The organism is Streptococcus criceti HS-6 (assembly GCF_000187975.2).
Classification (GTDB): domain Bacteria; phylum Bacillota; class Bacilli; order Lactobacillales; family Streptococcaceae; genus Streptococcus; species Streptococcus criceti.
In genome coordinates this window covers 1,783,678-1,806,607 of the sequence record NZ_AEUV02000002.1, presented here as the reverse complement: position 1 = coordinate 1,806,607, position 22,930 = coordinate 1,783,678, and the positions used below count along the sequence as shown (strand labels likewise).

The following is a 22,930-nucleotide window of genomic DNA, read 5'->3' as shown; positions in this document are numbered from 1 at the left end:
GGACTGTACTTTTTGAATTTCTATACCAGCAGAAAGGACAGGCAGTGATGAGATTTCTCCCTCACACCACCCAAAATAACTGTAATCTCTGGAACTTAGGTATAAAAATCCTAGGCCCCTTATAGAGAGTGGAGTTGACAAACTTGTTAGAAACTCTTTCTGCCAAATCGGGCGTAAAAACCTGCGACTTTCTGCTATAATAAAACTATCAATTTTAATTTAGAAAGTCATCAATATGCAAACGACTAGAGAAGTTGAATTGGAAAATCAGCTTATTGAACGATTGATTACAGGCGAAAGTCAGTGGAGCCTGCGCGATGATCTGCGCACAGAAGAAGACCTCTGGGGTAATTTCTTTGCCAAGTTGGAGCAAAATAATACCGCGGCTCTCAACGGACACCCCCTGACCGATCAGGAAAAAGAGCAGATCAAGGGACAGCTGGACTTCACCAGCTACTACGAGGCGGCTAAATGGCTGGTTGGTGAAAACGGCATTGCCAAGGTCGACCTCCAGCGTGAGGACGCTTCTTTGGACAATGCCCGCCTCTCGGTTATCTGGCGTGACAATGTCGCAGGCGGTAAATCCTCTTATGAGGTGGTCCATCAGGTTATTCGCAATCGCTCAAAAGAGCTTGAGCGTGACCGCAGGACAGATGTCAGCTTGCTGATCAATGGCCTGCCCCTCATCCATATCGAGCTCAAGAGTGCCAGTCATTCGACAGATGAGGCCTTCAACCAAATCCAGAAATACGACCGTGAAGGTAAGTTTCGCGGGCTCTACTCCAGCATCCAGATGTTTGTCATCTCCAATAAGACCAACACACGCTATATTGCAGCTGCTAAGGCCGACAAGCTCAACAGAAAATTTCTCACCAAGTGGGTGGACAAAAAGAACCAGCCCGTCGAAGATCTCTTTGCCTTCGCCCAGCAGGTGCTCTCGATTCCCCGTGCCCACCAGATGGTCATGCAGTATTCGGTTATTGATGATGATAAGAAGGCTTTAATCTTGCTGCGTCCTTATCAGATTCATGCCATTGAAGCAGTTCAGGAGGCCAGCAAGAAGCAGGAATCGGGTTATGTCTGGCATACCACAGGTTCTGGTAAGACCCTGACCTCCTACAAGGTAGCTCGCAACCTCCTACAGATTCCCGCCATCAAAAAGACCATCTTTGTCGTGGATCGCCGCGACCTAGATCAGCAGACGACCTCTAGCTTCATGTCCTATGCCACCAATGATGTCATCGATATCGACGAGACCGACAGCACCCACGATCTGGTCAAGCGCCTGATGGCTAATGACAAGCGTGTGGTCGTAACCACTATTCAAAAGCTCTCCACCCTCATGCGCAAGATTGGCGAAGGTCGCTACAGCAAGGACGCTCAGAAAATCAAGCAGCTAAAAGTCGCTTTCGTGGTCGATGAGTGTCACCGTGCGGTGACTCCGCAGGCTCATCAGGCTATCTCGCAATTCTTTGTCAATGCCCTCTGGTACGGCTTTACAGGGACACCTATCTTTGGTGAGAATAAGCGTCAGCAGCTGGGTAATCTGGCGCAAACCACCGAAGAACTCTACGGGCGCAAGCTCCACGAGTATACGGTCAAAGAGGCCATCCATGACGGTGCCGTTCTGGGCTTCAAAGTTGATTACAAAAGTACCCTCGTGCTTGATGACGGACCTGATGAGAAGACTATCGCAGATGAGGCCTATGAGCATGAAGAGCACATGCTGCAGGTACTTGATACCATTATCAATCACTCCAAGGGTCCCCTCGGTTTCAAAAATGGGGTCGGCAAGACCTACAATGCCATCCTGACCGTCAAATCCATCGCTATGGCGCAGAAATACTACGACCTCCTCAAGCGCATCAAGAAGGGCCAGGCTTCTATCAAGATCAATGAGTCCATTAAGCGTGTGCTCCCTGATTTTCCCAAGGTCGCCATCACCTACTCAGTCACCGAAAATGAAGAAGATTCCCACTCAAATCAAGAGAAGATGCAAGCAGCACTAGCTGATTACAATGCTGAGTTTGGCACCCACTTTACAACAGCTGACTTGCGCAGTTACAACACCGACGTCAACAACCGCCTAGCTCGCAAGAAGGACAAGTACCTCTTTCGAGCCGAGCAGCTGGATCTGGTCATCGTGGTCAATCGTCTTCTGACCGGCTTTGATGCGCCCTGTCTGTCCACCCTCTTTATCGACCGCAAGCCTATGCAGCCTCAGGATCTCATTCAGGCCTTTAGCCGTACCAATCGGATCTTTGACAGGAACAAACTCCACGGCCAGATCATCACCTTTCAAGCACCAAATAGCTTTAAAGCAGCCGTCGATAATGCCCTCCAGCTCTACTCAAATGGCGGTCAGACCAGCGTCCTAGCCCCAGACTGGCAGGAGGAGAAGGACAACTTTGAGGTTAAGCTAGCAGCCTTTCGCAGCCATGTCAGCGATGAGCCCAGTCTGGGAATCACACCAGAAGGTGCTACAACCCAAGAGCTCAAGGTCTTTGCTAAGGCCTTTCAGGAATTTGACAAGACATTCGCCTCTATCCAAGTCTACCAAGAGTACGACGAGGAGACCCTCTATGCCGAGTACGGTCTCAGCACCGATCAACTCGAGTCCTACATGGGCGTCTACCAAAATGTCCTCGCCGAGCTCAAGCGCCGACGAGAAGAAGAAGGTGCAGACGACGAGGAGCCCATAAATTATCTCTACGAGATCGAGTCCGTTCATGTCGATGAGATCAACTACGAGTATATCCTCTCGCTTATCCAAGCCCTGATTCCGCAGGAGGGCCAAGAAGCCGCCGACCTCTCAGACAAGGACTTAGCCGCTATCGATGACTATATCGCCAATCTTGCTAAAACCAACAGCAGCCTAGCCAGCGTCATGTCCACCCTCTGGAACCAGATTCAGATGGATCCTGAAAGCTACCGCGGTCATTCCCTGACAGCAGTCTTAGACGACATGGTCGCAGAGGTTATCTACGGCCATGTCGCAGATCTAGCTAAGAAGTGGTATATTGGCGAAGATGAGCTCAGCTACCTAGTCACCCACTACCAAAAGGGCCGTAAAAAGCAAGAAGGTGAAAGCCAGCTCAAGGCCAGCCAGCGCTATCCAGACTACAAAAACCAAGTCGCAGAACCCCTCAATCCCCTCCTCTACAAAAAAGGCATCAAAAAAGCCTACATCGACCTAGTCGAAAACATCATCGAACCCCTACGACTGAGACGGTAGTTGTCAACAAACTCAATATTTTGTGCTAAAATATGGTGGATAATGCTTATGCTTATACACTATAAACGAGTAAATTTTGGTCTAATCAAAAGGCTCTAAACTCATTATATTGTAGGAAGTATTTTGTTAGAACGATCCTAATGAGGAATAATTTTTAGATAAAGGAGTATTAATTGAAACCTAAGCTATCTTTTGCTGATTTAGTGAATAAATTCCATGAGAGAAATATTTCTAATGGTAGCTATACAGATAACCAAATTATTGAGTATCTACAGACCAGAAGTTATTATTATAAAATTGCTAGCTATAGAAAAAATTATCCGAAAAATCCTCAAGGCAAAGGATACTCTCATTTGACATTTGATCATCTTATAGAGACAGCAAAGCTAGATGTACGATTAAGAGAATACTTATTGGGTTTATGTTTGGATGTTGAGCATGCAACAAAGACAAAGTTAATGACAATACTTACAGATGATGAAGGTGAGGATGGCTATAGTATTGTTGAAAGTTTTCGAGACGAAAATTCTGATAAATTTGAAGAAATACTTAGGCATTTTAGAAACAATCACTATAAGAAAGATATGTTTCAAAAAAGAGATCAAATTTCTGTTTGGGTTTTAATGGAAATTATAGATTATGGGACTTTAATCCGTTTTCTAGAGTTTTATAAGGGATATAAGTTAGAAGATAGTAAAAATCTATACGCCATTCAGCATAAGTTTATAAAAAATATTAGAAATGCTTGTGCGCATAATGACGTTTATTTAATCAATATTTTTGATGCTAACTCTTCAGTCCACAGACCTCAGCCTGCTATTAGATCTTTTGCAGATAGCATGGGAGTTAATACACACTTGATTCGATATCAGAAAACATTAGATATCGTAGCACTGTTTTATATCCACGCTAAGCTTTGCTCAGATGAGCTAAATAATAGAAGATACGCTGAGGGGAAAGAGATCCTAAAAAGATATCAAGATAGTGCATTAGTAAAAGATTCAGGTGCAATAAAAAAATTATTCGACTCGATTTTAAGTAAAACTATTGACTTTTTAGAAGTAACATAATAGAATATTGGTTGAGGAAACAAGGTTCGCCCTTGGCTCGCATATCGGGTTATGGAAAAAAGTCAGCGACGATGCTGGCTTTTTTCTATTGAGTTGAGTTTCTATCGATTTCTATATCAAATACCATTAATACCACCTATCCTATCTGCTAATTTTCACGATTTTTAAAAGATAGGAAGTGAGGTTTAGATAGTATTTTCCAACTTTAGCCAAAATTAGGAGATAAGTTTAGAAATTTGTCATCCTATCTCTCGATTTTGGCTATTTTTGATAGATAGGAAAAGGCATATAAGTTATAATCCCTTAAAAGTCACCGATATAGAAATTCTGATAATAGTAGTAAAAGAGAACGGCTGAATAGGCAGATACTTAGCTAGAAAGCTAGATATCTACTCAGGTCTCGTCATGTCCCAGAGCATCATCAAAGAGAAGAAGAAATACTACGATGCCTTTAAGATAACAGGTGATGCCGACAACAAGGCAGAAGGCACTTTCTTTGTCCTTGCTCTCATGGAAATCTTAAAGGCCGGTCAAGAGGACATCATCCATACTTTGGAAGAAAAAAGAAGCATCTTAGAAGACTATTCCAAAGAGCTAGAGCAGTCCGCTTACACCGATCTCCAAAAAAGCATTCTCTTTCTCCTCTATCAATCTAAAGTCTTTGTTGATGACCCCGGCGACAGCCTATCAGACAATGATATCATGGCTATCCTAGCGCATGACTATCCCAAACTAGCCATCAAAAAAGCCATCGACCACCTAGAAAAGATCGACGTCCTAAAACTGATCGCCCAAAGACCTAAAAAGCATCTGCTATTGTAAATCTGTAAAGTGAGAATACATGAGAATAATTTTTACAAATTTAATAACAACTGTCATTGGCGCTTTTATTGGTGGATTGTTTTCTCTATGGATTGTGAAAATTCAATTACAAGCCAAAGAGAATGAAAAGAAAGCTGAACAAGCAAATAAAATTGCTGCATGGATAGACATAGAAAGCCTTGTTTCGGAAAATGCTCAACATTTAGTTTTAAGAAATGCATCTGATCTACCTGTGTATGATGTTTTAATACTAGTTGTTAATAATAGAACACCTAAGGATTATAAAGAGATTCAGCCTAAAGATTTTATATCTTTTAAAATATATTCACTACTAGAACCTGCCGAAAAGACTGATGGAGTAAGAACTGGAGGAAAAGCCTCAGGAGGTCAACGTCCAATGGTGGCAATATTATTTACAGATTCATTGATGCAGCATTGGTACCGAAACCAGTTTGGGAAGTTGATGCTACTAAGTGATGCAGAATATAACGCTCTAATTAAAAATTTAGGATTCAGACCACCTTTGTAATAAGGTTCTATATCAACATTAAAAAAGCAATTCTTAACAAAAGAACTGCTTTTTAATATATTTATATCCAAAAAATTTATTAATCTAACTTTTCTGCATCATTGATAAAGAACGATAGAAGTGTATTTTCTTGGACTTTCTTTACTCCTAAATCTTTTCTCATTTCATTCATAACTTGTTCAGAAATTTTTAGCAGCTGTTCTCCATTATTTCCTTCCTGACTAGCAACGGTTCTGAATTCTGCCCATTTTTGAACGACTTTTTTAGATCCCCAGAGTGTCAGCTCTTTATTAAATTTAGTGGTATCTTCTAACATTTCTTCTTGTTTATATGGTTTTTCATCTGTTGCTGTAACGATTTTATAAATCATTTCAATGAACTGAGTATAAGAAGCTTCTCGTTTTTTTGTTAAATACTGTAATCTGTTTTGACGAAAATCAAAGAACATTTTAACTGAGGTGGTTATAATAGAAATCAATCCTGTAATAATCGCTACAAGAATAACACCATCTAAAGTCTTTACAATCTTCAATAAGTCAAATATCCATCGGATGGCAATTTTCATTCCCCAAATGACAAGAAATGATAAAGGGATTAATAAAATAATACCTAAAATAGTTTGAAATTTGTTGCTAGTCTTCTCCATCTAAATCATCCCTTTCAGATTTTCTGTTGCTGTTATTTGCTATAAGTTTAAGTATCTCTGAAATTGAATTAGTATAAGCTCTTGTAGAAAATTGTTCCAAATATTTACTTGTTATTTGGCTAATAGCTGACTTGTACAATTGTTGTGACAACTCAGGATGTTCATTAATTTGTGAAAGAGGAGTCGTTATAGATTGAGCTGCTTTTACTAAAGCAGATTTGGTTATTGGTGAAAATGATTGGAAATTTTTAGTCAATTGTTGAGATAACATACTTAAATTACCTAATCCAGAAGACAAGTCATTAGCAAATTCTCTCATTGTTGTAATCTCCCAATTATTATAGATTTCCTCTTCAATTAAACTAAGCTCAGAATTAGCTTGCTCAATTGTATCCTTCATTTTTTTAAATTGTTCTGAATGAATTATATGGAAATGCATAACCTCATTTCGATATTTTTTTATACGCGTGTAATTATTTTCAAGAGATAGTGACTGATTTTTGATATATTTTGAAAAATATTTTGACCAGATAGTTGTTACTTTACCTTTATCAATTAAGTCTAATATTTTTTCTTTTGTTAAGTCTTCGACTCCTTCAAAGTAGGTATCGTCATAGTAATTAACAGAATTAGGATTGATTTCAAATATTAATTGATGCAATTCATTAATCCCTAATTCTCCTAAGTCGTTCCCTGATAGTCTAGTGTTAGACCCTAACTTTGGTTTGAAAACTTCCTGATAAAGATCATAAAAATTACCTTTTGTTGTTGGGGATATAGCTAAGACAAGCAGTTTTCTTAAACCATTTTCATAACGTTGAAATTTTGGGAACAGTCTCTGTAGGTAATAATCAGAAACAGAGTTATGTATGGTAATATAACGAATATCATACTTATTCAGAATTGCATTAAATTTTTCTAGTATATGAGAAACATATTCAGCTTCTTTAAGCTTTTTAGAAGAATCATAATGGTATGATAAAGTCGCTTCTAAAGTGTTATTTTTTAAATTTTTGATAGATAAATCCACCATTTTATCATATCCAACAAGCGAAAGATGAAATTGTTTTAGCATTTCGGATTCTTGGGATTTTCTAGTTTTACCATTAATTTTGATAGTAACTATAGGAATTGATGTAACATTTAATATCTTTGTCTCCGAAAGTAATTTATCTCGTAAAGATGAGATATCAGTGTGTTGGATAATTTCTGTAATTGTGAATTCTGTCATTGTTTTCCTTGCTAAATTTAAAAATAGATGTATATATATTGGTATTATAGCATTTTTAGAACTAGTATTTGGAGCAATGCATATTTTTAAAGCCTAATGTAACGGGGAATATAGCTTTAAATATTCAAATTTTCGCCCCAAGAAAAAGACCCTCAAACTTCTCTGAGGGGCTAAAGAACAGCCATTCTAAAAAAGATAACCCTAGGCGCGTGTGAATTCTCGTCCGTTGACTTACTCCCATTCGGGAACACAGCGGTAATCCTTCGAAAGTTATCTCTATCAGGTTCATTCTAACATATAAAATGGATACTGCCAAAGGCTAAATAAATTTTGCCAATGGTTAAACACCTTGTTTGAAGATCAGCCATTTCCAGTCTGATCTTTTTCTTTTGGTAAAATAGCAGAGCTAAAGATAGTAAGAATTGTTTGAAAATTAAGGAGCCATCCTTTGAGAGGGACAGAAGTGGTGGTATAATAGTACGTATATAATAATATTAAGAGAAAAAGGTAACGAATGGAAAAGTCAATTGCTGTATATGAAATTAATGAAACGATTAAAGAAGTAGAGCTTAATCAGGAAAAAATTATTAATATAGCTGATATTTTTAATACCATTATTGGTGTTTCAGATGAGAAAACAAGTCATAAAGCTATCATTGCCGAAATTAAAGATGATGATAGTATTTTAAAAAAGTATTATATGGACAAAAAGAATTGTAAAATAAATTCTTTTGCAGAAAAGCTATTAACAGCTGAAAAAGGAAATAATTCGAATCGTAAGAAGAGCATTAGGGAAGGTTTTTTATTTATAAGAGAAACCAATCAGGATTTAACACTTTTAAAACTTGAAAAGACTTCTGTTGCAGATACCGAGACCTTTAAACTAATCGGGCAATTAGGAACAGAAAAAAATTATTATAAGGCTTGTATTTTCACTAATGATCTTCATAATATTGCTATTATTGATAAAAGTAATAAAATTGCTACTTATTGGCTTGATGGTTTCTTAGGTTTACAAGAAGTTAGGAATAGTAAAATAAATTCTACCGATCTAATTGAGTTGGTTGAAAGTAAACAATTGTTTTCCAGTTCAATTAAGGAAAAAGAAAACTTTGAAGATATTTTATCTGAAACAAAATCATATATCTTTGATAACAGTCAATTTGATAAGTCTCAATTAATTGATTTTTTAAATGCAAAAGATTTAATTGATATAGCAACAAATGAAAAAAATTATGAGAGTCAATTTTATTCAGAGGAATCTCTAGAAATTGATGCTAATTTTAAGATTGACTCTAAAGTTTTACGAGATAAATATAAACGTGAAATAAAAATTTCGAATGAGACAACAATAAAAACAGATAATTTTGAAAAATTAGTATTAAACGAAGAAATAGAATTCACTGATAATGTTTTAACTCTAACCGTTTCAGATGAATTCATTTCCAAAGTTGAAGAGATATTAGGTAGCAGAAATGGATAACTGTACTTGGAGAGGAACAACTTGCGAGTTTTTTGATAATGAAAGCACTCAATCTTCTATAAATTTTTTTAATGTACATAAAATTGGTAACTTAGAGAAAGATGCTAAAAAATATATTGTACCGAAAGATCATTTAAGAATATTTAATATAGATAATTATATTGAAAGTAAAACTTTTTTTAGAGATATCGTTACGTATTTTCAAGATATTAAATTTGATGAAGAACTTCAATTGATTTCATACAATCAAGAGTGGAATATTAGCCAAATTAATTATTCTCGTGAAGTTGAAAAATTTAAGATAATTATTGGTAATAATAGAATTAGTACTAATCAAAATCGTACTAACAGACAAATTGGAAACTTCTCACTTAATCTATTAAAGGGATTAAAAAATCAGTCGAGCAAAAATCTTATACTAAGAAAACTTTATATTCTCTTGATGTTATCAACTAGTACCGAAATACAGTCAAATCAATTTACTTTTAAGGTTGAGTATGATGAAACAGTTGTTTCTAAAGTTTGTAATTATGCTGATTGTGATACAGGAGATATAGATTGTTTAGATAAAATTTACGATTGGATAATCAATGAAGAAGGCTCCGAAAATTCTTTTAATGAAAAAGTTAAGGTCGTTAGAAGTATTATTTCTCGAAATAATCGTTTCGAAATAAGTGAGTCAATTTTAGATTCAGCACGAAGCATTTTTCAAAGAATTATTAATAAGGAAACTGAAAAGTATTTTGAGCAGGTTAATCAGCTAAAAGATGATTTTTTAACTATTGCCGAAAGGGAGAATAGTATCTATCAGTCCTTGCATTTTAAACTATTAGGTTGGTTTTCAGCAGTAGCTTTGACTATATTTGATAAAATTAAAGATTATAATGGAACTAACATTATAGAGAGAGTGCTGGCTTCAAGTTCGCAAAAGACAACACTGATATTGATGATGCTTATTATGGCCTTAATAATAATTTTTCTAATGTATTGTTTAGAAACAAGAAAAAATCAGGAGGAATTTTGGAAGTTGAAAGAATTTTATACTGGCAGTCTGATGTTTAATAATGATGATTTTCAAAATAAAATTGAATTTCCTAGAATAAATCAGAATTATCTTTTTGGTGTAATTGTATTTATATTTTTACTCCTTCTTAGACTTATTTTCACTAGTGTTTATTATATTATTGCAGTGATGTTATTTGGAATATTAGTTACCATATTTTATAAAAAAGGAGTTATGGAAATTTTAAGTAGTAAGATTGATAAAAAAGATGAAAAATAAAATGAAAATACAAAATATCCCCCCTCTCAGATTCAAACATTTTGATGATGAGTGGGAAAGTACAAAATTAGGTAAAGTAGGAAAAACTCAGTCCGGTGTTGGTTTTTCAGATTCAGAACAAGGTGGTAATTCTGGTATACCATTTTATAAAGTATCTGATATGAATAACTCAGGAAATGAGTATCAAATGTCCAATGCAAATAATTATGTAACTGATGAACAGGTTAATCGAAGAAAATGGAAAGTCATAGATCAATTACCTGCTGTTATTTTTGCAAAAGTTGGGGCAGCGATTATGCTTGACAGAAAACGCCTAGTAAATTCGCCGTTTCTCATTGATAATAATACGATGGCCTACATTTTTGGTAAGCACTGGAACGCACAATTTGGTAAAACATTATTCGATACTTTAAAATTATCTAATTTTGCTCAAACAGGAGCATTACCATCTTTTAACGGATCAGATATTGAAGCGATTAAGGTTTCTATCCCTCCCCTCCCCGAACAATCCGCGATCGGGTCGCTTTTCCAGACGCTTGACGAGCTCTTGTCTGCCTATAAGGATAATTTGGCCAACTATCAAGCCTTTAAGGCGTCCATGCTGTCCAAGATGTTTCCAAAGGCAGGACAGACCACCCCTGAAATCCGCTTAGATGGATTTGATGGTGAGTGGGAGGAGAAGAAGTTGGGAGAAGTGACTGAAAGAGTTCAGGGTAATGATGGAAGAATGGATTTACCGACTCTGACGATCTCAGCAGCAAACGGATGGATGAATCAGGAAGATAGATTCTCCCAAAATATTGCTGGTAAAGAGCAAAAGAACTATACACTTTTGAAAAAAGGTGAACTATCGTATAATCATGGCAATTCTAAACTTGCTAAATATGGTGTAGTATTTGAACTAGGATCCTATGAAGAAGCCCTAGTCCCTCGTGTCTACCATAGTTTTAGAGTTAAAGACGGATTGTCTGATGCAAAATTTCTTGAAACCATGTTTACGACTAAGAGACCTGATAGAGAACTTGGGAAATTAATTTCTTCTGGAGCACGAATGGATGGTCTTTTAAATATCAACTACGATGAATTTATGGGGATTAAAATTACTATTCCTAAAATTGATGAGCAAAAGGCGATCGGTGGATTTTTCTCTAACTTAGGTAACCTCATCTCATTTTATCAAGAGAAGATTGAGGAATTAGAAACCTTGAAGAAAAAGCTTTTGCAGGATATGTTTGTTTAGGAGGTAGTGGTGGACAGTAAGCAAATTACATTAGTAAAAATTGACACCAAAACAGCTGCAAAAAATATTGCAAATCTGCTTAATGATAAAGATGATAAAGAAAGTAAGACATACTTCTTAAACGGAGCATGGGGTTCTGGTAAAAGTACTTTTTTAAGGGAAGTTAAGAAGGTATCCGATAATAAATTTATCGAAATTGACTTATGGAGATTAAATGACAATAGATCACTAATTGAAGTGGCTTTTTCTAACTTATACCCTTGTAAATATAGATGCTATAAGTTACGGTTAATTTTTTTAGTTGCACTATCGATTCTGTTCACTTTACAATTTAACTTAGGGATCGAGAGATTTTTTAGTACTATATTCAAGAATTTCACACCACCCGTTACTTTTTTAGCTGGCTTGATTGCCTTATGCGGTGCTGTATATCAATTTTTTAAACCTAAATCAGATGTCTATTATTCAAATAAACTCGAAAAATATGTCATACATGATAAAATTTTATTAATTGATGATTTTGATAGATTAACTAAAGAACAACAAAACGAGGCTTATAAGTTATTTTCACTTTTAAAAGGTAAACTACCAATAGTATTTGTAGGTGATATTGAAAAAGTTTACCAAAAAACGTCAGATAACTTTCTTTCAAAAATAATCGATAGAAGGCTTGATTTACCATTCGATTTACATCCTTCGAACATTTGGAATGAGTACTTTAAAGAATTAGAATCTAATTATGACGTAGCCTTGTCTAATAATTTCAAACAACAGTTTATCATTGAAAGACGTAACTTAAGAGACAGAGTACATTTTAATGATTATGTGACTAAAGAGCTAATTGATGGAAATAAATATGGTCGTGTACAAATTGAGCAGATGCTTGTCGTTATATATATTTATCTTTTCTATCCTGATGGCTACAATAAACTATTTAATGATGAAATACCCATTCTTTTATCTGATGAAGTACTAAATGATGAAGATATACCGAGAATATTCAAGCAAATTCTAGCTAGAGAGATTCAACAAACACCTAGAGATTTCTTGAGAAGTAAGAGAGATTATTATATTTTTGAAGCGCCAAGAAATTTGTCAAATAAAGAACTATATCAAATCTTCAAAGATGAGAATAAATTAAAAGATAATATTCTAACTGCAGACATTAATAGCGACTTTTATGTTTATTTACAATCTAAATATGATTCGTTAACAGAGGATGAAAAAGACTTTTTATTAACATACTGTCTTCAAGTTCTTACCCCTATGGAGGACACTAGTTCTTCTTTATCTTTTATCTTTGATAGAATGACACAGCAAGCCATAGAGGAAGTAACAACCCCATATGATATTCCTGACGCAGATGATTATCTCAGTATAGTATATAATTTTTGGAAAGTAAAATTTGAAGAACTAAATAATGATGACCTCAGCTTAATATTATATTTACTTGTCACATATGTACCCCAGTTTGGTATGGGGTTCCCTTTATGGTCTACAGAAGATTTATTTAAGCTATCGTCTGCGAAATTTAAAAATTATCGTTTTAAACTTCTTTATCTAAACTATTATTTGACTTATAACAAACTCAAAATTTTAGATGATTGTGAGCTATTAGGCGATGAATTTTGGGAATCTGTAAAGTCCTTGGAAAATGATGATTTTATTGACCTGATGATTAAACAAAGAATTTTTACCCCAATCGATAAAAACTTTTATCAATTTAACCCTGAAGGTAAGATAGGAGAAAAAATATATCAACTAACCCAAGATAAGATAAACGAACTCACAAAAAATGGTTATTTAATTATTAGCTACTCATAATGATCTAAAAAACTTCACGCCTTAAATTCTCAAACATTTCATGCTAATCCGCTTAAAATCCGCTCATTTTTGTGAGCGGATTGCGGGCTATCGGTAATAAAGCTGTTCGTGACGAAGGTGCTTTAATAACTTTAAAGTATTTACGATTAATAACTTTTAAGTTATAATGTATAAGAAAGAACTTGCCCAGTACACGATGATAAGTAAAGAAAAGAGGCCTAGAAGAATGATTAAGAACAATCCAGCTATTGGTAGTCATTGGGAGGATGTTCAAGCGGAGCTCTTTACGCCAGAGGAGATTCGTGAGAGTGATTTAAGGGTGGCGGTTATGCTTGAGCTTATTAAAGCTAGGCAGGAAAAAGGCATCAGTCAGAAGAAATTGGAACAGCTCAGTGGTGTTAGTCAGCCTGTCATTGCTCGGATGGAGTCTGGAAAAACCAGTCCACAGCTTGATACCGTTTTGAAGGTGCTAGCCAGTCTTGGAAAGACCTTAGCTGTTGTTCCCTTGGAACAAAAAGAGAGTCATTAGTAGCACTGAGACTAGAAAGAGCTGTCTCCAAACTAGTTTTTAGAAAGGAGCGCCTATGCAGCCTTCATACCGTATTACTGAAAAGATCTTGAACCAGGTTCAGCGGATTTCGGAGCTGACGACCCAGCTGACCTTGGAGCGGCGGGAGTTGCACCTGCGTAAGGAAAATCGGGTTCGCTCGATCCAGTCCTCCCTAGCCATTGAAAATAATAGTCTGAGTTTGGAACAGGTGACGGCTGTGATTGACGGTAAGCGCGTGCTTGGTCCACCCAAGGATATTCATGAGGTGGAAAATGCCTATGAAGCTTATGAACGTGCTTTTAGACTAGATCCTTACCGTCTGGAGGATTTCTTAGAAGCGCACAGACTGCTGACCAAGGATTTAGTTAAGCATGCTGGTCAGTTTCGCACAGGTGATGTTGGTGTCTATGACAGTACCGATCATGTGGTGCATGTTGGCGCCCGTCCTCAGTTTGTACCCGCTTTAGTTGAGGATTTATTTGCATGGGCCAAAGCTAGTAGCGTGTCGGATTTTGTCAAATCCTGTGTGGTCCACTTTGAGTTGGAAATTATTCATCCTTTCGAGGATGGTAACGGACGCATGGGACGTCTCTGGCAGAGTTTGATTCTCAGTCAGTCCAACCCCATCTTTGAGTGGCTGCCTGTTGAGTCGGTGATTTACCATCATCAGCAAGGCTATTACGATGCCCTCACCCTCAGCAATCAAGCAAATGACTCAACTGTCTTCATCGAGTTCATGCTGGATGCTATTTTAGAGACCTTGCAGGAATACCAGACAGCCCAGCCTACCAGCTCCGTAACGTTAAAACCTAAAGAAGAAGCCGTCTGGCAAAAAATCAGAACCTACCTCCTTGAACATGGTGTCATTACCACTTCCTTGGCACAAGACTTGATTGGCTTGAGTGAAGCCAGTACCCGTCGCTATTTATCTTTGTTCGTTCAAAAGGATTTACTGACACTAGAAGGATCGACACGTGACAGGCATTATAAGCTGCCATCACCCCACTAAAAAATCCGCTCATAATCCGCTTAAAATCCGCTCATTTTTGTGAGCGGATTGCGAGATATTTCTATAGTGACACGGCTATGATGATACCTCAAGCCATAAAAAATACTGGACGAATCCATGTCCAGTCTTGTAAAGCGCCTTAAAAGATAAACTGGATCAGTTGCTTGACGATGGCAAATTCTTGATCATCCAGTTCAGCAATCTTTTCAATGTGTCTGGCTTTGAAGTTAAACGTATGCAGCTGAAAGGGATTGACAGCACCGTCCACCTTTTTTGAATGAACAGGAACTAACAATCCTTTTTCTCTTAACCTAGCTTGGCCGTGTGTAATGGGACAGACAGCCACGAATCCTGTACGCCTACTGTAGTTTTCACTGGAAACGACCAGGGCTGATCGGCGTTTTTGAATGTCTTTACCAGCAGAAGGATCAAAGTTAATCCAGACAATATCTTGCCTTTGGGGAATGTAACTAGCATTCATTATCAAGTAACCTCAGATCCGCAAAGTCATCTTCCATCCGCAAACCATCATTGCCATCAAAGGGATTCTTAATTTTTGGAGCTAGGAGAATAACGCCATTTCTCCCTTTTTCAATGATGAATTCCTGACCAGCCTCAACGTGCAATTCTTTAGGAAGCGTTACAGTTACGGAATTTCCTACTTTTCTTGCTTTTATGGTAGCCATGTGAGCACCTCCAGATGTTTTTATATTATACACAAGTATATCGTGCTCCCTTAGCTTTTTCAAATATGGCTGACCTATATTAATACGAAAATTATTTTTAGAAAGTGAAAAACACTGATGTCAGAAACACCTACCTCACAAGCCCTCTATCAGGCACTTTGGAATTCAGCGGATATCCTCCGCTCTAAGATGGATGCCAATGAGTACAAGTCCTATCTCTTGGGCTTGGTCTTTTACAAGTATCTCTCAGACAAGATGCTTTTTGAAGTCGCTAAGATCATGGAGGAGCCGACGGATGATTTGGAGCAGGCGCTTGAACTTTACCGCAGGTATTATACGGACGAGGAGACCCATGAGGACTTGATCGATGTCATCATGGATCAGATGTCCTATAGCATTGAGCCCGACCTGACCTTTACGGCTCTTATCGCTACGATCAATGACGGGACCTTCCAGCTGGAGTCCTTAGCTCAGGGCTTTCGCGATATTGAGCGTAGTGATGATCTCTTTGAAAATCTCTTTGAGGATATCGATCTCTACTCCAAAAAGCTGGGAGCAACGCCTCAGAAGCAGAACCAGACCATTGCCAGTGTCATGAAGGAGTTAGCCGGTTTGGATATTGCGGGTCACGCTGGCGATATGCTGGGTGATGCCTATGAGTATCTGATCGGCCAGTTCGCCTCGGACTCGGGTAAGAAAGCCGGAGAGTTCTATACGCCCCAGCCTGTGGCCAAGCTCATGACCCGCATTGCCCTGCAGGGGCGTGAGGACCAGAAGGGCTTTAGCCTCTATGACCCGACCATGGGTTCTGGCTCACTGCTGCTCAATGCCAAGAAGTACAGTCACCAGCCGGGTACGGTCAGGAGCTCAATACCTCGACTTACAACCTCGCTCGCATGAACATGATCCTGCACGATGTCCCTGTTGAGAACCAGCACCTCAACAACGGCGACACCTTGGACGCTGACTGGCCTGATGAGGAACCGACCAATTTCGACGGTGTCCTCATGAATCCGCCTTATTCAGCCAAGTGGTCTGCGGACTCTGGTTTCCTAGAGGATCCTCGCTTTTCACCCTACGGCAAGCTAGCACCCAAGTCCAAGGCTGACTTTGCCTTCCTCTTGCACGGTTATTATCATCTCAAGCAGGACGGCGGGGTTATGGCTATCGTCTTACCTCATGGGGTTCTTTTCCGTGGCAACTCCGAAGGCCAGATCCGTCAGCACCTCCTCGAAGAAGGAGCTATTGACACCGTGATCGGCTTGCCAGCCAATATCTTCTTTAACACCAGCATTCCGACGACGGTCATCATTCTCAAAAAGAACCGTGACGCCTCTGACCGCAGTGTCTACTTTATCGACGCTTCCAAGGAGTTTGACAAGGGCAAGAACCAGAACACCATGACGGACGCCCACATCGAGAAGATCCTGGACGCTTATACCCAGCGCCGCGATGTGGATAAGTTTGCCCATCTGGCTAGTTTTGAGGAGATTGTCGAAAACGACTACAACCTCAACATTCCCCGCTATATCGATACCTTCGAGGAAGAAGAAGTGGCCCCACTTCCAGACATCATGGCCGATATAACCAAGACCAACCAAACCATCAAGGAAAAATCCGCACATCTGGAAAGCCTCCTCAAGGACCTACACGGCACCACCCCAGAAGCACAAGCCGAGCTGGATGAGTTTTTGAAAGGATTGAAACTATAACCTCAGTATTTTATTGATCGCCAAGCGTCTGACCGAATTTTTTAGCCTACAAAATAACGATCATCGTTAAAAAAACTTACTAAACTATCAAAATCTGGTATTATAGTAGTAATGATAGAGACCTAGCATCGCCTCTTACTTTCGTAATGCGTACCAGCGCTAGGTCGTTTTTTTATGAGATGATTACCGACCATATTAGCCTTGTCGGTTGACCATCGTAGGGATATTTACTAATTGATGAGCATGGAGCCTTTGGAAAGAGTCATTAGAGCAATACTAAGCACCCGTATCCAATGCTAGTGCTTTTTCTCTTTTGCTATTGTCTGATGATAATCTGACTGGATAAGCAAATTTCTTCAAATTTATAATCCAATTGTTTGAAATCCCATACTAGGAGCAGTAGAATGGGGGCATAGTGGGAAGCGGTTACTTTTCACTGCGCTATATCAGAAATCTGACGGGTGAGGTCAGTTATCGTCTCACCTCGTCCTAATATATTTATAGCTTATCGGGAGGTCTATCTATGAGTAAGCAGAAAGTTATCATTGTCGGAGCATCGCACGGTGGTCATGAATCCGCCATTGAATTGCTGGATCAGTATCAGAATCTGGATGTCACCATCTATGAGGCAGGGGATTTTGTCTCCTTTATGTCCTGTGGGATGGAACTCTACCTCAAGGATGAGGTGACAGCCAAGGATGATGTTCGCAATTTTGCGCCGGCTGATTTGGAAGCAAAAGGCGGCAAGATTTTTAACAATCACCAAGTCACCGCCATTCATCCAGAGCAAAAGACTGTGACGGTCAAGGATACGCACTCAGGTCAGTCCGAGGAAGTGGACTATGATAAGCTGATTTTGAGCTCTGGTGTCCGTCCAGTCAGTCTGCCGGTTGAAGGAGCTGACCTTGATTATATCTATCTTATGCGCGGTTATGATTGGGCGACTAAAATCAAGGAAGCTCTAGAATCACCCGCTATTCAAGATGTTGTCGTTATCGGTGCTGGCTACATCGGCCTAGAAGCTGTCGATGTTTTTGCCAGTCGAGGCAAGCGGGTTAGCTTGGTTGATGTGATTGACCGCCCGCTAGGAACCTACCTCAATCCTGAATTAGCTGATCTGGTAGCAGAAGAGCTTAAGCATCACGATGTTGACCTCTATATGAATGCCAAGGTCGAGCGCTTCCAAGGCGCCGACAAGGTTCAAACAGTCGTCACTGACAAGGGAGAAATCAAAGCTGATCTGGTGATCGTCGCAGCAGGAGTTCAGCCTAACACCGACTGGCTGCAAGGAACGGTTGATTTAGAGCCAGGCGGTTTTATCAAGGTTGATGAATATTTCCGCACCAATCTGTCTGATGTCTATGCCATTGGGGATGCTGTTCTGCCTCTGTCAATCCCAGCTGGTAAGCCTCTGCCGATCGCTCTTGCAACAACAGCTCGGCGTGAGGCTCAGTATCTGGTCAAACATCTCTTTGAAGCTAAACCGAGTCAAGCCTTTGCGGGAGTTGTTGGATCCTCTGCTCTCAGTGTCTTTGACTATCATTTTGCAACTAGTGGCCTCAATGCCTTTACGGCTGAAAAAGCAGGGGTCTCTTACAGGACCAGTTTCTACCACGACCGCCTGCGTCCGGCCTATATTCCTGACGACCATAATCCCGAGGTTTATGTCAGCCTGACTTACAATCCTCTGACCCATCAGATCTTGGGCGGAGCTGTGCTGTCCTCCTATGATGTCACAGCTCAGGGCAATGTTCTAGCTCTGGCTGTCGGTCACAAGATGACCTTGGAAGATCTGGCTCAGGCTGATTTCTTCTTCCAACCAGGATTTGACCGCCAGTGGAGCCTGCTCAATCTGGCAGCTCAGCATGCTTTGGATTTAGCACCGTTTTAAATCTAATACTAATTTCAGAATTCTACCAAGCATTTTTAATAAGAAAATTAGTACAAATTCAGAAATTCTGTAAAAATTCTGTGCAGGGATTTGGAAGGTTGGCCACGCCAGCCATCAATATGATTAATGGGGGAAGTCTTTCTAAATCTTAGGAACTTCCCTTTTTTTATGTTAGAATAATGGTGTTAATGAGTCCCGAAAAGGCGGTTTGACTGGCTAAAGCCTTCGGTGGGTGGCTCGCGGATTCGTTTGGTCTGTTTCTAAGCACAGCCAGAGGTTCCCTTGTCTATCCACTGAACCCTTTAGCTCGGTCAAACTCAGTATCTTACTGAGAAACCGGTTCTTTGTAACTCTACCCAAATGTCGGGCACTAAAGTGTCTCGTCATTTGACGCCGGGCCGCTGTCAGGCAGTCTGGCTAGTCGACTTACTCGTTTTTTGAAGTGCTTTAATGCGAAGCGCTTCAAGGACGTCGTAACTCATCACCAAGGAGGGCGTATCTCGCCTTCCTTGTAGCCAACTTACTAAATTTTTTGGTTACTCGAAGTAACAGAAAAAAGACCCGTCGTAACTCGGCAAAAAGCCTGACACCAAGTATTTGGTCATTTGGCGTTAGTTCTATAAGCCAAGCCGAATTGGCCAGTCAGCATATTTGTCCTTGGAGCGACCTCAGTTGGCACATTTTATTTTTTAAGGGGGGACATTTTTATGTCAGAACGTAAACTTTTCACGTCTGAGTCAGTTTCGGAAGGGCATCCTGATAAGATTGCCGACCAAATTTCAGACGCCGTTTTAGATGCGATTTTGGAGCAGGATCCAGACGCTCATGTAGCAGCGGAAACAGCTGTTTATACAGGTTCGGTCCATGTCTTTGGTGAAATCTCCACAACCGCCTATGTCGATATCAACCGCGTGGTACGCGATACTATTGCTGATATTGGGTACACGGATGCTAATTACGGTTTTGCAGCCGATTCGGTGGGGGTACACCCGTCATTGATTGAGCAGTCGCCAGATATCGCTCAAGGAGTTAACAATGCCTTGGAAGCACGTGAGGGTCACGATGATGAACTGAGTTTGATTGGAGCAGGAGACCAAGGGCTGATGTTTGGCTTTGCTGTCAATGAAACGCCCGAACTGATGCCGCTGCCTATCTCCTTATCCCACAAGTTAGTCAAAAAATTGGCTGATTTGCGAAAGTCAGGGGCTATCAGCTACCTGCGACCTGATGCCAAGTCTCAGGTAACGGTTGAGTACGATGAGAATGACAAACCTGTCCGTGTGGATACGGTAGTCATCTCTACGCAACATGACCCTGATGTCACTCAAGAACAAATTCATGCGGATGTTATTGAGCAGGTTATCAAGGCTGTTATTCCGGCTCAGTATTTGGATGATAAGACCAAGTTTTATATCAATCCAACTGGCCGCTTTGTTATCGGCGGCCCTCAAGGGGACTCTGGTTTGACCGGCCGTAAGATTATTGTGGATACTTACGGTGGATACGCCCGCCACGGCGGCGGTGCCTTCTCAGGTAAGGATGCCACTAAGGTTGACCGGTCGGCCTCTTATGCCGCTCGTTATATCGCCAAAAATATTGTCGCTGCCGGTTTGGCTGACAAGGCTGAGGTTCAGTTGGCCTATGCCATCGGTGTGGCCCATCCGGTTTCTGTTCGGGTGGATACCTTTGGAACTGGTCAAGTTTCTGAAAGCAAGCTAGAAGCAGCAGTAAGAGAAAACTTCGATTTGCGACCAGCTGGTATTATCAAAATGCTGGATCTCAAACGGCCCATCTATCGCCAAACGGCAGCTTACGGCCACATGGGCCGAACCGATATCGACCTGCCATGGGAAAAATTGGACAAGGTGGATGCCCTCAAAGCAGCTGTCAACTAAGCAAACGAACTACACTCCTGAACGGGTGTAGTTTTTTTGTGTCAAGAAATAGTCCCACTCAGATTCCTAAAAAGCAGTACGATCCTGCCACTCCACCGTTAAGATTGGGCAACCATTAATTTGAGTAAAGCTAGATTCCCAGATTAGGTTCCAGACATTTTAGAACAGAAAATTTGGGTTGAGAAAGGCAGATAAACTCAGACAGCATTAAGTCTCAGCCTAATGTAATCTTCGGTCTCTCTCTGAGGATTGGAACTTATGCTGAGAACTATCCTATTTTTATGAGATATTTGCCACTCGTTGTCAAATTCCTTAATCTCTGCTATAATGAAAAGGTTGAATTCAAGTGATAGAAAGAAAATAAGGTATGCGAAAAATTATTATCAATGGAGGTAGGCCGCTTTCAGGTGAAGTGGCTGTATCAGGTGCGAAAAATTCTGTTGTTGCTCTGATTCCCGCCATTATTCTAGCAGATGATCCCGTGACTCTGGATGGAGTGCCTGCCATCAGTGATGTAGACAGTCTGGTAGAAATCATGGAGATCATGGGAGCTAAGGTCAAGCGTGATGGTGAAACGCTTGAAATTGACCCGCGCGGTGTCAAAGATATGCCCATGCCATTCGGTAAAATCAATAGTCTGCGAGCTTCTTATTACTTTTATGGAAGTCTCCTAGGTCGCTTTGGTCAGGCTGTCGTCGGTCTGCCTGGTGGTTGTGATTTGGGCCCACGTCCGATTGACCTACACCTTAAGGCTTTTGAAGCCATGGGAGCCAGTATTTCCTATGAAGCAGAAGCTATGCGTTTGGCGACTGGTGGTAAGCCCATGCAAGGGGCTCATATCTATATGGATACAGTCAGCGTTGGTGCGACGATCAATACTATGCTGGCAGCGGTCAAGGCCCAAGGCCGAACCGTGATTGAAAATGCTGCCAGAGAGCCTGAAATCATTGATGTAGCGACCTTACTTAATAATATGGGAGCGCATGTTCGTGGAGCTGGAACCAATATCATTACCATTGATGGCGTTGAACGTCTAGGCGGGACCCGTCACCAAGTCATTCCAGACCGAATTGAGGCTGGTACCTATATCGCCATGGCGGCGGCTATTGGTGAGGGTGTCCGTATTACCAATGTCCTCTACGAACACTTGGATAGCTTTATTTCCAAACTGGAGGAAATGGGCGTTCGGATGACCGTTGACGAAGATGCAATCTATGTTGAAAAGCAGGAGAACCTCAAGGCCATTTCTGTTCGGACCTCACCTTATCCGGGCTTTGCGACTGATTTGCAACAGCCGATTACTCCGCTCTTATTGACAGCCCACGGTCGAGGAACTATCCTTGATACTATCTATGAAAAACGTATTAATCATGTGCCAGAACTGGCTCGCATGGGGGCTGATATCACAGTTCTAGGAGGTAAAATCGTCTACAATGGCCCAAGTCAATTGACTGGAGCAGCAGTTAAGGCAACCGACCTGCGGGCTGGAGCTGCCTTGGTAACGGCTGGATTAATGGCTAAGGGACAGACTGAGATCACCAATATTGAATTTATCCTGCGAGGCTATGCCAATATTATTGAAAAATTGACAGCCTTGGGAGCAGATATTAAATTGGTGGAAGAATAAGCAAAGATGAGGCTGGGCAAAAAAATCGTCCAGTCTTCTTGTTTTGGAATAAACTTTTGGCGCAGTGGTTGGCAGTGAGACTAGCTCTGCTAGCCTTATCTACAATCTTCAACTGTCTCCCAGACAGTTGACCTCCATTTTTCCACAAGGCCAAAGCGGAAAACCTAGTCAACTGTGTGGGGGTGGGTTAAAAAGGTC

At 40.1% G+C, this 22,930-nt stretch carries 17 protein-coding genes and 1 pseudogene; 14 read left to right on the top strand and 4 right to left on the bottom strand.

Annotation, left to right across the window (positions count from 1 at the left end):
• Positions 1 to 235: 235 nt before the first annotated feature.
• The 4 genes from STRCR_RS08440 (at position 236) to STRCR_RS08425 (ending at position 5,656) form a co-directional block, all read left to right on the top strand.
• Positions 236 to 3,235 carry a type I restriction endonuclease subunit R gene (locus STRCR_RS08440; RefSeq protein WP_004228930.1) on the top strand — a complete coding sequence of 1,000 codons (3,000 nt, stop codon included), beginning with the start codon at positions 236 to 238 and terminating at the stop codon, positions 3,233 to 3,235.
• Between the two features lie 173 nt (positions 3,236 to 3,408).
• On the top strand, positions 3,409 to 4,305 hold the full coding sequence (locus STRCR_RS08435; protein ID WP_004229872.1) for an Abi family protein: 897 nt from the start codon (positions 3,409 to 3,411) through the stop codon (positions 4,303 to 4,305).
• 405 nt (positions 4,306 to 4,710) lie between these two features.
• Positions 4,711 to 5,127 carry a hypothetical protein gene (locus tag STRCR_RS08430; protein WP_004225411.1) on the top strand — a complete coding sequence of 139 codons (417 nt, stop codon included), beginning with the start codon at positions 4,711 to 4,713 and terminating at the stop codon, positions 5,125 to 5,127.
• A 19-nt stretch (positions 5,128 to 5,146) separates the two neighbouring features.
• Positions 5,147 to 5,656, top strand: coding sequence for a hypothetical protein (locus STRCR_RS08425; RefSeq protein ID WP_040804599.1), 510 nt, complete (start codon positions 5,147 to 5,149; stop codon positions 5,654 to 5,656).
• 79 nt (positions 5,657 to 5,735) lie between these two features.
• On the opposite strand, the gene STRCR_RS08420 is transcribed toward STRCR_RS08425, so the two are convergent.
• Both STRCR_RS08420 and STRCR_RS08415 read right to left on the bottom strand, forming a co-directional pair.
• Positions 5,736 to 6,302: a hypothetical protein gene (locus STRCR_RS08420; RefSeq protein ID WP_004228954.1), complete on the bottom strand. Its 567-nt coding sequence runs from the start codon at positions 6,300 to 6,302 to the stop codon at positions 5,736 to 5,738.
• On the bottom strand, positions 6,289 to 7,533 hold the full coding sequence (locus STRCR_RS08415) for a hypothetical protein (protein WP_004229138.1): 1,245 nt from the start codon (positions 7,531 to 7,533) through the stop codon (positions 6,289 to 6,291). The genes STRCR_RS08420 and STRCR_RS08415 overlap by 14 nt, the downstream gene beginning before the upstream one ends.
• Positions 7,534 to 8,047: 514 nt before the next feature.
• On the opposite strand from STRCR_RS08415, the gene STRCR_RS08410 reads away from it, so the two are divergent.
• The 6 genes from STRCR_RS08410 to STRCR_RS08385 all read left to right on the top strand — a co-directional run bounded on the left by STRCR_RS08410 (position 8,048) and on the right by STRCR_RS08385 (position 14,921).
• Positions 8,048 to 9,016, top strand: coding sequence for a hypothetical protein (locus STRCR_RS08410; protein ID WP_004226000.1), 969 nt, complete (start codon positions 8,048 to 8,050; stop codon positions 9,014 to 9,016).
• The gene (locus STRCR_RS11385; RefSeq protein WP_004225803.1) at positions 9,009 to 10,298 is read left to right on the top strand and encodes a hypothetical protein; all 1,290 of its coding nucleotides are present in this window, start codon (positions 9,009 to 9,011) and stop codon (positions 10,296 to 10,298) included. Before STRCR_RS08410 ends, STRCR_RS11385 begins: the two co-directional genes overlap by 8 nt.
• Positions 10,288 to 11,538: a restriction endonuclease subunit S gene (locus STRCR_RS08400; protein ID WP_234944263.1), complete on the top strand. Its 1,251-nt coding sequence runs from the start codon at positions 10,288 to 10,290 to the stop codon at positions 11,536 to 11,538. Before STRCR_RS11385 ends, STRCR_RS08400 begins: the two co-directional genes overlap by 11 nt.
• Before the next feature lie 9 nt (positions 11,539 to 11,547).
• On the top strand, positions 11,548 to 13,362 hold the full coding sequence (locus tag STRCR_RS08395) for a P-loop NTPase fold protein (RefSeq protein WP_004229673.1): 1,815 nt from the start codon (positions 11,548 to 11,550) through the stop codon (positions 13,360 to 13,362).
• Between the two features lie 226 nt (positions 13,363 to 13,588).
• Positions 13,589 to 13,891 (top strand): helix-turn-helix domain-containing protein, encoded by a 303-nt coding sequence (locus STRCR_RS08390; RefSeq protein ID WP_004225714.1) that lies wholly within the window; start codon positions 13,589 to 13,591, stop codon positions 13,889 to 13,891.
• A gap of 55 nt (positions 13,892 to 13,946) precedes the next feature.
• Positions 13,947 to 14,921, top strand: coding sequence for a Fic family protein (locus tag STRCR_RS08385; RefSeq protein WP_004226805.1), 975 nt, complete (start codon positions 13,947 to 13,949; stop codon positions 14,919 to 14,921).
• 139 nt (positions 14,922 to 15,060) lie between these two features.
• Here the strand turns inward: STRCR_RS08385 and STRCR_RS08380 are convergent, their stop codons facing one another.
• Positions 15,061 to 15,402: a type II toxin-antitoxin system PemK/MazF family toxin gene (locus tag STRCR_RS08380; protein ID WP_004226889.1), complete on the bottom strand. Its 342-nt coding sequence runs from the start codon at positions 15,400 to 15,402 to the stop codon at positions 15,061 to 15,063.
• On the bottom strand, positions 15,392 to 15,607 hold the full coding sequence (mazE, locus tag STRCR_RS08375) for a type II toxin-antitoxin system PemI/MazE family antitoxin (RefSeq protein ID WP_004225402.1): 216 nt from the start codon (positions 15,605 to 15,607) through the stop codon (positions 15,392 to 15,394). Before mazE ends, STRCR_RS08380 begins: the two co-directional genes overlap by 11 nt.
• 117 nt (positions 15,608 to 15,724) lie before the next feature.
• Here mazE and STRCR_RS08370 point away from each other — a divergent pair.
• The 4 genes and pseudogenes from STRCR_RS08370 (at position 15,725) to STRCR_RS08355 (ending at position 22,732) form a co-directional block, all read left to right on the top strand.
• A pseudogene (locus STRCR_RS08370) lies at positions 15,725 to 17,319 on the top strand (type I restriction-modification system subunit M).
• Positions 17,320 to 17,842: 523 nt separating this feature from the next.
• Positions 17,843 to 19,210 (top strand): FAD-dependent oxidoreductase, encoded by a 1,368-nt coding sequence (locus tag STRCR_RS08365; protein ID WP_004229111.1) that lies wholly within the window; start codon positions 17,843 to 17,845, stop codon positions 19,208 to 19,210.
• A 707-nt stretch (positions 19,211 to 19,917) separates the two neighbouring features.
• Positions 19,918 to 21,105: a methionine adenosyltransferase gene (gene metK / locus STRCR_RS08360; RefSeq protein ID WP_004227152.1), complete on the top strand. Its 1,188-nt coding sequence runs from the start codon at positions 19,918 to 19,920 to the stop codon at positions 21,103 to 21,105.
• Between the two features lie 367 nt (positions 21,106 to 21,472).
• Positions 21,473 to 22,732, top strand: coding sequence for a UDP-N-acetylglucosamine 1-carboxyvinyltransferase (locus STRCR_RS08355; RefSeq protein WP_004225790.1), 1,260 nt, complete (start codon positions 21,473 to 21,475; stop codon positions 22,730 to 22,732).
• The last annotated feature ends 198 nt before the right edge of the window (positions 22,733 to 22,930 follow it).